This is a genomic window from Streptomyces laculatispora (genome assembly GCF_017353455.1).
Lineage (GTDB): Bacteria > Actinomycetota > Actinomycetes > Streptomycetales > Streptomycetaceae > Streptomyces > Streptomyces laculatispora.
This window is the reverse complement of the sequence record NZ_JAFMPZ010000568.1, coordinates 1-11,481: the sequence shown is the minus strand read 5'-3', so window position 1 is coordinate 11,481 and position 11,481 is coordinate 1. Positions and strand designations below refer to the sequence as shown.

11 protein-coding genes and 2 pseudogenes are annotated in these 11,481 nt (G+C 71.8%); 11 read left to right on the top strand and 2 right to left on the bottom strand.

Annotated features, from left to right (window positions below):
• Positions 1–409, top strand: a pseudogene (locus J1C73_RS30195) (hypothetical protein); the annotation flags it as partial.
• A 77-nt stretch (positions 410–486) separates the two neighbouring features.
• On the opposite strand, the gene J1C73_RS30190 reads toward J1C73_RS30195, so the two are convergent.
• Positions 487–984, bottom strand: a complete 498-nt coding sequence (locus J1C73_RS30190; protein ID WP_242644920.1) for a MarR family winged helix-turn-helix transcriptional regulator — start codon at positions 982–984, stop codon at positions 487–489.
• 224 nt (positions 985–1,208) lie between these two features.
• Between J1C73_RS30190 and J1C73_RS30185 the strand changes: the two genes are divergently transcribed.
• Positions 1,209–2,063 carry a lysozyme gene (locus tag J1C73_RS30185; RefSeq protein WP_123461630.1) on the top strand — a complete coding sequence of 285 codons (855 nt, stop codon included), beginning with the start codon at positions 1,209–1,211 and terminating at the stop codon, positions 2,061–2,063.
• 298 nt (positions 2,064–2,361) lie between these two features.
• Positions 2,362–3,042 carry a polysaccharide deacetylase family protein gene (locus J1C73_RS30180; RefSeq protein WP_207319162.1) on the top strand — a complete coding sequence of 227 codons (681 nt, stop codon included), beginning with the start codon at positions 2,362–2,364 and terminating at the stop codon, positions 3,040–3,042.
• 156 nt (positions 3,043–3,198) lie between these two features.
• Here the strand turns inward: J1C73_RS30180 and lon are convergent, their stop codons facing one another.
• Positions 3,199–5,625: an endopeptidase La gene (gene lon, locus J1C73_RS30175; RefSeq protein WP_207319160.1), complete on the bottom strand. Its 2,427-nt coding sequence runs from the start codon at positions 5,623–5,625 to the stop codon at positions 3,199–3,201.
• A 237-nt stretch (positions 5,626–5,862) separates the two neighbouring features.
• Between lon and J1C73_RS30170 the strand changes: the two genes are divergently transcribed.
• From J1C73_RS30170 to J1C73_RS30135, 8 genes and pseudogenes are all read left to right on the top strand, one after another.
• A complete protein-coding gene (locus tag J1C73_RS30170; protein WP_207319159.1) occupies positions 5,863–6,444 on the top strand; it encodes an isochorismatase family protein in 582 nt (193 codons plus the stop codon).
• 49 nt (positions 6,445–6,493) lie between these two features.
• Positions 6,494–7,312, top strand: a complete 819-nt coding sequence (locus tag J1C73_RS30165) for a nucleotidyltransferase (RefSeq protein ID WP_207319158.1) — start codon at positions 6,494–6,496, stop codon at positions 7,310–7,312.
• 103 nt (positions 7,313–7,415) lie between these two features.
• Positions 7,416–7,631: pseudogene (locus J1C73_RS30160) on the top strand (RNA polymerase sigma factor); the annotation flags it as partial.
• Between the two features lie 62 nt (positions 7,632–7,693).
• Complete coding sequence (locus J1C73_RS30155; protein ID WP_207319157.1) at positions 7,694–7,969, top strand: hypothetical protein; 276 nt, start codon at positions 7,694–7,696, stop codon at positions 7,967–7,969.
• 138 nt (positions 7,970–8,107) lie between these two features.
• Complete coding sequence (locus tag J1C73_RS30150) at positions 8,108–8,800, top strand: spermidine synthase family protein (RefSeq protein WP_207319161.1); 693 nt, start codon at positions 8,108–8,110, stop codon at positions 8,798–8,800.
• Between the two features lie 235 nt (positions 8,801–9,035).
• Positions 9,036–9,773, top strand: coding sequence for a response regulator transcription factor (locus J1C73_RS30145; protein WP_018521091.1), 738 nt, complete (start codon positions 9,036–9,038; stop codon positions 9,771–9,773).
• Entirely contained in the window at positions 9,770–10,846 is a 1,077-nt protein-coding gene (locus tag J1C73_RS30140; RefSeq protein ID WP_207319156.1) for a HAMP domain-containing sensor histidine kinase, read from the top strand. Before J1C73_RS30145 ends, J1C73_RS30140 begins: the two co-directional genes overlap by 4 nt.
• A 258-nt stretch (positions 10,847–11,104) precedes the next feature.
• A partial coding sequence (locus tag J1C73_RS30135) for a 2-oxoglutarate dehydrogenase E1 subunit family protein (protein WP_207319155.1) occupies positions 11,105–11,481 on the top strand: 377 nt, incomplete at its 3' end.

The window sequence follows — 11,481 nt, the reverse complement described above, 5'->3', positions numbered from 1 at the left end:
CCGCCCTCTGTGTGACCTTTCTCACGTACGCACGCCGCAGGCAACCGTCGTCATGGTCCGCTGGGACGGGTCCGAGATCGAACACCTGATCCTCTCCGATTCCGTACTGCTTCTCGAATCGCCCGACGGGACCGTGCGCGCCCTGCTGGACGACCGGCTCGACCGGCTGCCGCCGGGCTCGCTCGCCTCCGAGGCGATCGCCGACGCACAGGTCCGGAACAAGGAGGGCGGCNNGACGGAGATGTTCGGCGAGGGCGACTGGACGGACTGCCTCGGGGTGCTGCGCAAGGAGGGCCCGCAGGGGCTGATCGACCGGGTGCGGGCCCTGGAGGACGCGGACACCGACCGTACGCGGCTGCGCCGCAGCAAGACGCACGACGACGCGACGGCGGTCTACGCGGAGCTGTGAGCCGTGCGGCGGCCCGGAGCCGCCGCACGGCGCGGATGTGCGGCGCGGCCGCCCGCCGCGCCGGGGGCGTACCGCCGTCAGTCCTCCGCGCGGGCGTTCAAGTGGTGCAGCAGCCGGGCCAGTTCCGCCACCTCGGCCCGGTCCCAGTCGGCGAGCTTGCGCACATACCGGTCCCGGCGGGCGTCACGGACGTGCCGGAAGCGGTCGAGGCCCTCCTCGGTGAGATGGACGAGGAAGGCCCGCCCATCGGCGGGATCGGGCTCGCGCGCCACCAGTCCGAGGCCCTCCAGGGCGCGAAGTTGACGGCTCATAGTGGCCTTGCCGACCCCGAAGTACGAGGCGAGGTCCGTGGCCCGCTGCCGGCCCGCCGACTCCAGGCGCACGAAGAGCCCGTAGGCGGCCGCCTCCAGCTCCGGGTGCACCTCGCGCGCCATTTCGCCGGAATTCGCCCGGGCGCGGCGCAGGAAGACCGCCAACTCCAGCTCCAGGGCCAGGAATTCGTGGTCCACACCACTCCCCCCGGCTGCGCCGGGTTCACTCCCTCTTTCGCTCCCGTGCACGTCAACACCCCTCATGAGCTTTCCTGCCGCTGAAAGTTTCCTTCACCGCTGGTCATCGCCGCAGCTCCGCCAGTATTTCGCAGGAGTAGACCAACGGCACCGCCCCGACCCCCTTCCGCAGCACGGGTCTACGTGCGTAGCGTCATGCATGGCATGTTCACACCATGTCGTCCCATCAGGGGTGCGTCCGCCGGTCCCTGAGTCAGCAGATCCCCCCACTGAGGCCTCGGAGGCACGCAATGCCCGTGCACAGATCCGGCTCCAAGACAGCCCGCCGCTCACGCTTCGCAGCCGCGGGAACTCTGCTCGCAGCACTCTCCCTCCTCGTCGCCCTGCCCGGCGCCGCCGGCGCCGCGGGCAACCCGGCCACCGGAGACCCCACGAAGCCCGCCCGGGGCTCGGCCACCATGGGCATGGGCGTCGCCGCCCACGACGGCCGGGGCGGACTGCCGGTCGACACCCGCGCCGTCCAGACCGAGGGCGTGGACGTCAGCGGCCACCAGAACGCCGTGAACTGGGCGGCCCTCTGGAGCAGTGGCGTCAAGTGGGCCTACGTCAAGGCCACCGAGGGCACGTACTACACGAACGAGGACTTCGCCCAGCAGTACAACGGCTCGTACAACGTCGGGATGATCCGCGGCTCGTACCACTTCGCCACCCCGGACACGACGAGCGGCGCCGTCCAGGCCAACTACTTCGTCGACCACGGCGGCGGCTGGTCCAAGGACGGCCGGACGCTGCCGGGCGCACTGGACATCGAGTGGAATCCGTACGGCGACCAGTGCTTCGGCAAGACCCCGGCCGCGATGGTCTCCTGGATCCGCGACTTCGTGAACACCTACAAGGCGCGCACCGGACGCGACGCGGTCATCTACACCGCGACGAGCTGGTGGCAGACCTGCACGGGCAACAACGCCGGCTTCGGCACCACCAACCCGCTCTGGGTGGCCCGTTACGACTCCACGGTCGGCGCGCTCCCGGCCGGCTGGGGCTTCTACACGATGTGGCAGTACACCTCGTCCGGCCCCACGGTGGGCGACCACAGCCACTTCAACGGCGCCCTCGACCGCGTACAGGCACTGGCCAACGGCTGAGCCACCGCGCCGGCAGCCGCCCGGCACGCCGTTCCCGCAGGAGAGCCCGGTGACGCACCCTGTCGCCGGGTTTTCCCCGTCCCGCGCCCCTGACCAGGCATGCAGCCTTCGGGAGAGACGGGCACCCCTCTATAAACTGCATGTATAGACGATGTGTATAGTCCTCCCGGACGCACACCCTGTGCGCCGTTCAGCCACTAGGGAGTGACCTGCCGTGCCCAGTAGGACGAAGCCGATCGGTGCGGGGTTGGCCGTCGCACTTGTGACAGCCCTCACGCTGACACTCAGCGGCTGCTCGATGGAGACCACCGCCCCCGGCTCCGCACGCGCCGACGCCGGTTCGGACTCCAAGGGGTCGTTCGGCCCGGTGGACTGCCGCAAGGCCAAGTGCATAGCCCTGACGTTCGACGCGGGCCCGGCCGAGGATACTCCCCACCTGCTGGACATCCTCAAGAAGGAGAAGGTCCACGCGACCTTCTTCCTGCTGGGCAAGAACCATGTGAAGAAGCACCCCGACACCGTCCGCCGGATCGAGGCCGAGGGACACGAGGTGGCCAACCACACCTGGTCGCACGAGATCCTGACGGACAAGAAGCCCGCGCAGATACGCGCCGAGCTGGAGAAGACGCAGGACGCGATAGCGGCGATCACCGGTAAGAAGCCGCGGCTGATGCGCCCGCCGCAGGGCCGTACCGACGACACCGTCTCCGAGATCAGCAAGGACCTGGGGCTCTCCCAGATCCTGTGGAGCGCCACCGCCAAGGACTACTCGACGACCGACTCCGCGCTGATCAAGAAGCGGATCCTCGACCAGGCGAGCAAGGACGGCATCATCCTGCTGCACGACATCTACAAGGGCTCGGTGCCCGCGGTGCCCGGCATCATCGACGAGCTGAAGAAGCGCGGCTACACCTTCGTGACGGTGCCCCAGCTGATGGCGCCCGCCGAGCCGGTCCCCGGCACGATCTACCGCCCCTGAGCCGGCCGCGCGGAACGGGGCCGCCCGCCGCACGCCTCACGGTCCCGTGCGTCCGCCCGTCCGGGCACAGCGAAACGGCCCGCCTCCCCGTCGCCGGGGAGGCGGGCCGTCCGTACCGGCCGCGCCCGTGGTGCCACGCCCGTCACTCCGTGACACCTACGCGGCGGCCGGGATCCTCCGCTCCGCCCGGGCCAGGGCCGGGGCGAGGGCGATCTCCAGCACCTGGCGGACGTCGGTGACCGGGTGGACCTCCAGGGTGTCCAGCACCTCGGCGGGGACGTCGTCCAGATCCGCCTCGTTCCGCTTCGGGATCACCACGGTGGTGATCCCGGCCCGGTGCGCGGCGAGCAGCTTCTGCTTCAGGCCGCCGATCGGCAGCACGCGTCCGGTCAGCGAGACCTCACCGGTCATCGCCACATCCGTACGGACCAGCCGGCCGGAGAGCAGCGAGGCCAGTGCGGTGGTCATCGTGATACCCGCGCTCGGACCGTCCTTGGGCACGGCGCCCGCCGGGAAGTGGATGTGCGCACCGCGGTCCTTCAGGTCCGCGACCGGCAGTTCCAGCTCCGCGCCGTGCGACCGCAGGAAGCTCAGCGCGATCTGCGCGGACTCCTTCATGACGTCGCCGAGCTGGCCGGTGAGGGTCAGTCCGGACGCCCCGGTCTCCGGGTCGGCGAGCGACGCCTCCACGAAGAGCACGTCGCCGCCGGCTCCGGTCACCGCGAGCCCGGTGGCCACGCCCGGCACCGCGGTGCGGCGCTCGGCCGGGTCCTGGGCGGACTCGGGGACGTGGTGCGGCCGGCCGACAAGACCGCGCAGGTCCTCGTCGGTCACCGTGAACGGCAGCTCCCGGTCGCCCAGTTCGTGCTGGGCCGCGACCTTGCGCAGCAGCCGGGCCACGGCCCGCTCCAGGTTCCGTACGCCCGCCTCGCGGGTGTACTCGCCGGCCAGTTTGCGCAGGGCCGACTCGTCGAGGGTGACCTCGTCCTTCTCCAGACCGGCCCGCTCCAGCTGGCGCGGGAGCAGGTGGTCGCGGGCGATGACGACCTTCTCGTCCTCGGTGTAGCCGTCCAGCCTGACCAGCTCCATCCGGTCGAGCAGGGCCTCCGGGATCGCTTCCAGGACATTGGCGGTGGCCAGGAAGACGACGTCGCTGAGGTCGAGTTCGACCTCCAGGTAGTGGTCGCGGAAGGTGTGGTTCTGGGCCGGGTCGAGCACTTCGAGGAGCGCCGCCGCCGGGTCGCCCCGGTAGTCGGAGCCGACCTTGTCGATCTCGTCGAGCAGGACGACCGGGTTCATCGAACCGGCCTCCTTGATGGCGCGGACGATGCGCCCGGGAAGCGCGCCGACGTAGGTGCGCCGGTGGCCGCGGATCTCCGCCTCGTCCCGGACACCGCCGAGCGCGACCCGGACGAACTTGCGGCCCATGGCGTGCGCCACGGATTCCCCGAGCGAGGTCTTGCCCACGCCGGGCGGTCCGACCAGGGCCAGCACCGCGCCGCCGCGCCGCCCGCCGACGACGCCCAGACCGCGGCCGGCCCGCCGCTTGCGCACCGCGAGGTACTCGGTGATGCGCTCCTTCACGTCCTGGAGGCCCGCGTGCTCGGCGTCGAGGATCTCCTGGGCGCCGCGGATGTCGTAGGCGTCCTCGGTCCGCTCGGTCCACGGCAGTTCGAGGACGGTGTCGAGCCAGGTCCTGATCCAGGAGCCCTCGGGGCTCTGGTCGGAGGAGCGCTCCAGCTTGTCGACCTCCTTGAGCGCGGCCTCGCGGACGTGCCCGGGAAGATCGGCGGCCTCGACGCGGGCCCGGTAGTCGTCGGACTCGTCGCCGGAGGCGGAGTCACCGTTGAGCTCGGAGAGCTCCTTGCGTACGGCGTCGAGCTGGCGCCGCAGCAGGAACTCGCGCTGCTGCTTGTCGACGCCCTCCTGGACATCCCTGGCGATGGACTCGGCGACGTCCTGCTCGGCGAGGTGTTCGCGCAGCCACTGGATGGCGAGCTTCAGCCGGGCGACCGCGTCGGCGGTCTCCAGCAGCCGCACCTTCTGGTCGGTGGTGAGGAAGGGGGAGTATCCGGAATTGTCGGCGAGCGCGGAGATGTCCTCGATCTGCTGGACCCGGTCCACGACCTGCCAGGCACCGCGCTGCTTCAGCCAGCTGGTGGCGAGCGCCTTGTACTCCTTGGCCAGCTCGGCGGCGGCTCCGGGGAGCTGGTCGGGGGCCGATGCGTCGACCCGGGCCCCCTCCACCCAGAGCGCGTCGCCCGGTCCACTGGTCCCGGCGCCGATCCGCACCCGGCCGCGGCCGCGGATGAGCGCGCCGGGGTCTCCGTCGGAGAGCCGTCCGACCTGTTCGACGGTGCCGATGACACCGATCCCGGTGTAGGTGCCGTCGATGCGCGGAACGAGCAGCACCTCGGGCTTGCCGCCGCCCTCGGGGGCCGCGGCCTGGGCGGACTCCACCGCGGCGCGCACGTCGTTGTCGGACAGGTCCAGAGGCACCACCATTCCGGGCAGCACGACCTCGTCGTCGAGCGGCAGCACAGGCAGGGTGAGCGGTGTGACCGCATTGGACTCAGTAGCCATGATCTCCCCTTCGGCAGTCAAGTTGAGCTATGAAGACTCAATGCTCCTGAGCCGCCTAATGTTCCCCGGGAGGTGTTCGCTGTGAGCGATCGTGCGGCGGCCGCCCCGTGTCTGCCTCCGCGCGCCTTGTGTCCAACGCCGTACGGGTCTGCCGTAGTCCCCCGCCCCTCGTGCTCCGACCGCGAGATCCCGCGAAATCCCGTGGAACGCCGCGGCGGTGCCGGACAGGATGACGCCATGAACCATGTCGCGCCCCCCGCACAGGCCCTGATCGTCGTGGACGTCCAGAAGGCGGGGGTGACCGGTGAGAGGGCGGTGCCCGGCGCGGCCGGACTGCTGGAGCGGACGGCGGACCTGATCGCACGGGCGCGCCGCGGCGGTGCGCTGGTCGTCCATCTCCAGAACGACGGCGCACCCGGCTCGGGCGACGAGCCGCACACCCCGGGCTGGGCGCTGCACCTTCCCGTCGCCGAGGGTCCCGCGGAGGTCGTGATCCGCAAGACAAGGGACGACGGCTTCGCGGGCACGTCCCTGGGGGACCTGCTGACCGGGGCCGGAGTCGAGTCGCTCGCCCTGTGCGGGGTGATGTCGGAGATGTGCGTCCAGGCCACGGCCCGCACCGCCCTGGCCCTGGGCCACCGGGTCGTTCTCCCCCACGACGCCCACGCGACGCAGGACATCCCGGCCGCCCCCGGCATCAGCGCCGCGGTCCCGGCCGCCGTGGTGTCCCGGGTCGCGGCGTGGGCGATCAGCGGCGACGCCGAGGTCACCGTGCCGGCCGCGGACGTCAGGTTCGCCGCGCCGCCGCGGGCGCGCTGAGGACGGAAAAGAGTTCGGCGCGGGCCCGGCGGCAGGGCAGAGTGCCCGCATGAGCGATGACCGCGGACTGGCGCAGGACGGCACGATCGCGCGGGAGGGCTCGCTGGACCGGGTGCCGACGCCGTTCGCGCCGGTCGTGGCGGCGGCCCGGTCCCGGATCGCCGAGGTCTTCGGTCCCGCCCGGCTGGACAGCGCCTACCTCTACGGCAGCGTTCCGCGCGGCACGGCCGTTCCCGGCGTTTCCGACCTGGACCTCCTCCTCGCGCTGCGCGCCGGGCCCACCGGGGCGGACCGGGCCGACGCCGACGCCGTCGAGGCGGAACTCGACGCGTCGTTCGACGCGATCGACGGGGCCGGGATCCTGCTGTCCGGCGCGGACACGCTGCTCAGCGACCTCGAACGCCATGACGGGGGCTTCTTCCTGGCCTGCCTGTGCACCCCGCTGCTCGGCGACGACCTCGCCGAGCGGCTGCCGCGCTACCGTCCGACCTCGCTGCTCGCCCGTGAGACCAACGGCGATCTGTGCCTGTTGCTCGCGCGCTGGCACGAGCGGGCGGCGGAGGCCGCCACGGACCGCGAACGCCGCGCCATGAGCCGCGGCGTCGCCCGTCGGATCGTCCGCACGGGCTTCACCCTGGTGATGCCGCGGTGGGGCGGCTGGACCAGCGATCTGGCCGAGTCCGCCGAGCTCTTCGCCCGCTACTACCCGCACCGCCCCGAGCGGGCCTGGCAGATGCGGCTGGCCGCCCGCACGGGCCGCGTACCGACCGCCGACCCCGCCGTCCTGTCGATGCTCGTCGACGACCTCGCCCCGTGGCTGGCGGCCGAACACATCGCGGTGCACGGGGAGAAGGCGCCGCGCCCCTGACCGCGGCCGTGCCCGGTCCGTGAACCGAACGGGGACCGGCCTCCGATAGAGGAGCTGTGAGCCACTTACTGCGCCCCTCGGGGACGACCGGACCGACGAGGCGCTGCTGCGTGCCGTCGCACAGGGGGACACGACGGCCCTGGCCGCTCTCCACGACCGGCACGCCGGCTGGCTGCCGGCCCGGCTGAACCGGCGGTGCGCCGACCCCGAGACCGTGCGGGAGGTGCTTCAGAACACCTTCGTCACGGCCTGGCGCTCGGCCGGTTCGCACCGGGGCGCCGAGGCGGGCGGCTGGCTCTGGGTGATCGCCGCCCGCCGCGCCTGGCTCGGACGCTATCCGGCCACGCGCACGCGTTGCACCGCGTCGGAGGTGCCCGTCCTGTGAACGCCACCGCCGGCTCCCCCTCGAACCGCTCCGCGCTCCGGCCACGACTGCCCCTCCTCTATATCCGCTCCCGCGGCCTCCCTCTCACCGCCGCCGCGCCGGCCTGCGCCGTTGTGCTCTCGGCCTGGGCCGCCGACTGGCTTGAGGACCGGCCGGACTTCAACCACACCGCCCGCGTCCCGGTCCTCGTACTGGCCCCGCTGCTGGTGTCCTCGGCGGTCGGCACCAGCCTGCTGTTCGCGGTGCGCGGGGCCCGCCCCGAACACGGCTGACCGGTTGCGTCCCGGACGGGACCCGCCGGTGCCCGATCGGGCAATCCGCTGGCCCGGACACGGCCGGGCGGGCCAGGATGGCCGGGACACCGACCGGCGGTGACCCACCCGCCGACCAAGCCACCGGAGACCCGCGCCATGCAGCACGCCTACGGCCCCGACGCCCTCGCCCCCGTCACCCTTGACCGCCGCGAGGGACCGTACGGGGAGGTCGTCCTGCGCCGGCGGGGCGACGACTTCGAGATCATCGCCAACGGGTGCTTCCTGATGGACACCTCGGACGGGCGCTCCGAGCGGCTGCTGATCGACGCCGCACTCGCCGCGCTGCCCGCCGGACGGCCGGCCCCGGCGGTGCTCATCGGCGGGCTCGGGGTCGGGTTCTCGCTCGCGCGGGCCGCCGCCGAGCCGCGCTGGGGCCGGATCGCGGTGGTGGAGCGGGAGCGGGCCATCGTGGACTGGCACCTGGGCGGGCCGCTGGCCGGGATCTCGGGGGCGGCGCTCGCCGATCCGCGGACCGCGGTCCTGACGACGGATCTCGTCGCCCATCTCCGTACGGCTACGGAACGTTACGACGCGCTGTGTCTGGACATCGACAACGGGCCGGACTGGACGGTCACCGAGGACAACGGGAACCTCTACTCCCCCGCCGGTCTCGCCGACTGCCACCAGCGGCTCACCCCGGGCGGGGTGCTCGCGGTGTGGTCCGCGCAGCCGTCCGAGAAGTTCGAACAAGCCTTGCGCGATGCCGGATTCCATGGGGTTCGGACCGAAGAGGTAGGCGTTGCCCGAGGTGTACCGGACGTGGTCCATCTCGCAATTCGTGCGGCCTGAGATCCCCCCGCCGGGTATGCGGGCCCCTGGGACTCCCGGGGGCCAAGCGCCACAAGAGCGACACTCCGCCTCTTTCGCGCGGCCCGCGCACTCCCGCGCCCTTGCACCCTGCGTAGCCGGGAGCCACCCGCTGCCTTTACGCTGCTGACCGATAACGGGATCTCCCGCGAAATTCACAAGCGATATCCGTGCGTCCGGGGGAATGGCCCCCGTGAGAACGGGCAGGGGCGGGGCGATGGAACAGACACACACCACCCAGACCGGTGTCGCGGCCACCCCGGGCGCACAGCGCCGGGTGCTGGTGGTCGAGGACGACGCGACGATCGTCGATGCCATTTCCGCCCGGCTGCGGGCCGAGGGCTTCCTGGTGCAGACCGCGCTCGACGGCCCGGCGGCCGTGGACGCGGCCGAGGCCTGGCAGCCGGATCTGATGGTGCTCGACATCATGCTTCCCGGTTTCGACGGGCTGGAGGTCTGCCGCAGGGTGCAGGCCCAGCGCCCGGTGCCGGTGCTGATGCTGACCGCCCGGGACGACGAGACCGACATGCTCGTCGGCCTCGGGGTCGGCGCCGACGACTACATGACCAAGCCGTTCTCCATGCGTGAGCTGGCGGCCCGGGTGCACGTCCTGCTGCGCCGGGTCGAGCGGGCCGCGCTGGCCGCCGTGACGCCGCGCAGCGGCATACTGCGCCTCGGCGAGCTGGAGATCGACCACGCGCAGCGCCGGGTGCGGGTGCGGGCGGACGACGTCCATCTGACGCCGACCGAGTTCGACCTGCTGGTCTGCCTGGCCAACACGCCGCGCGCGGTGCTCTCCCGGGAGCAGCTGCTGGCCGAGGTCTGGGACTGGGCGGACGCCTCGGGCACCCGGACCGTCGACAGTCACATCAAGGCGCTGCGCCGGAAGATCGGCGCGGAGCGGATCCGTACCGTGCACGGTGTCGGTTACGCCCTGGAGACTCCCGCGCCATGACCGCGCCCGGACCAGGGCTGCGGCCGTTCTCGATCAAGGCCAAGCTGGGCACCCTCGTCGTGGTCTCGGTGTTCATCACGACCGGGCTGCTGATGGTGGCCCTGCGCACCCGAACCGAGCTTCGGTTCATCACGGTGTTCTCGGTCATCGCGACGCTGCTGATCACCCAGTTCGTGGCGCACGGTCTGACCGCGCCGCTGGACGAGATGAGGGCCGTGGCCCGGTCGATCTCGCACGGCGACTACACCAGACGGGTGAGCGGCGCCGACCGGCGTGACGAGCTGGGCGACCTGGCGCAGACGATCAACCTGATGGCGGACGATCTGGAGGCCGTGGACCGGCACCGCAAGGAGCTGGTGGCCAATGTCTCACACGAGCTGCGCACCCCCATCGCGGCGCTGAGAGCCGTGCTGGAGAACGTCGTGGACGGGGTGTCCTCGGCCGATCCGGAGACGATGCGCACGGCCCTCAAACAGACCGAGCGGCTCGGCCGGCTGGTGGAGACGCTGCTGGACCTGTCCCGGCTGGACAACGGCGTGGTGACGCTGAAGGCCGGCCGTTTCGAGGTGTGGCCGTATCTGTCGGGGGTGCTGAAGGAGGCGAACCTCGCCGCCGGCCGCCGCCGGCTGTCCTCCGGCTCCGGCAACTCCACCCGCAAGGACGTCCATCTGCATCTGGACGTGTCGCCGCCGGAGCTGACCGCGCACGCGGACGCGGAGCGGCTGCACCAGGTGGTGGCGAACCTGATCGACAACGCGGTGAAGCACAGCCCGCCGCACGGCCGGGTCACGGTGCTCGCGCGGCGCGGGGCGCAGCCGGAGTCACTGGATCTGGAGGTCCTCGACGAGGGCCCCGGCATTCCGGAGTCCGAGCGGCACCGGGTCTTCGAGCGTTTCAACCGGGGCGAGGTGACGTCTCCGCACGGTCCGGGCAGCGACGGCGGTACGGGTCTGGGCCTGGCGATCGCCCGCTGGGCGGTGGATCTGCACGGCGGACGGATCGGTGTGGCCGAATCAGCTCGCGGATGCCGCATCCGCGTCACTCTTCCGGGGACCCATCAACCGCGAGGTTGACATAGGGTTCGAACCGGAAGGGCGCGTTCTGCGCGTTCTGTTCAAGGGGTACGGTCCAAGGGGCCGTAAGTGCGGTCTCGCGTACCCGGAGCAATGCGGAACCAAGCTTGTTTCCCGCCATTTCCTGCGCCGAAACCCGACTTTCGATGTGACTTGCACGACGAAGACCGGCCCGGTCCGCATGGAACGGTCCGGGAGGCGTAGCCTTGATTTCCGCTGTCCACCACCTTTGTGAAGCGGAAGAGGGCGGTTGCCGCCGTGTCGTCTCAGTCCCCCAGTAACTCGAGCATCTCGACCGACCAAGCCAGCCCGGGTTCGAACCCGGCTGCTGCTTTCGGACCCAATGAGTGGCTCGTCGACGAGATCTACCAGCAGTACCTCCAGGATCCCAGTTCGGTCGATCGCGCCTGGTGGGACTTCTTCGCCGACTACAAGCCGGGCACTTCCGGCACGGCGGACAAGCCCGTTCCCGGCGTCGCAGCCGCGGGGGCCGCGGCGCCGACGGCCCCGGCCGTGACCGCACCGACCGCCACCAACCACACCGCCCCGGCCGCGCCGGCGCAGCCCGCGGCCCAGGCCCCGGCCGCACCCGCCGCCCCGGCGGCCTTCGCCGGAGCCGCCGGGGCGGGTGCGGC

Coding starts and splice junctions, on each gene's coding strand:
- J1C73_RS30180 (WP_207319162.1), top strand. CDS start 2,362: ATGGAGACCACCGCCCCCGGCTCCGCACGCGCCGACGCCGGTTCGGAC.
- J1C73_RS30140 (WP_207319156.1), top strand. CDS start 9,770: ATGACCGCGCCCGGACCAGGGCTGCGGCCGTTCTCGATCAAGGCCAAG.
- lon (WP_207319160.1), bottom strand. CDS start 5,625: ATGGCTACTGAGTCCAATGCGGTCACACCGCTCACCCTGCCTGTGCTG.
- J1C73_RS30165 (WP_207319158.1), top strand. CDS start 6,494: ATGAGCGATGACCGCGGACTGGCGCAGGACGGCACGATCGCGCGGGAG.
- J1C73_RS30150 (WP_207319161.1), top strand. CDS start 8,108: ATGCAGCACGCCTACGGCCCCGACGCCCTCGCCCCCGTCACCCTTGAC.
- J1C73_RS30190 (WP_242644920.1), bottom strand. CDS start 984: ATGAGGGGTGTTGACGTGCACGGGAGCGAAAGAGGGAGTGAACCCGGC.
- J1C73_RS30185 (WP_123461630.1), top strand. CDS start 1,209: ATGCCCGTGCACAGATCCGGCTCCAAGACAGCCCGCCGCTCACGCTTC.
- J1C73_RS30170 (WP_207319159.1), top strand. CDS start 5,863: ATGAACCATGTCGCGCCCCCCGCACAGGCCCTGATCGTCGTGGACGTC.
- J1C73_RS30145 (WP_018521091.1), top strand. CDS start 9,036: ATGGAACAGACACACACCACCCAGACCGGTGTCGCGGCCACCCCGGGC.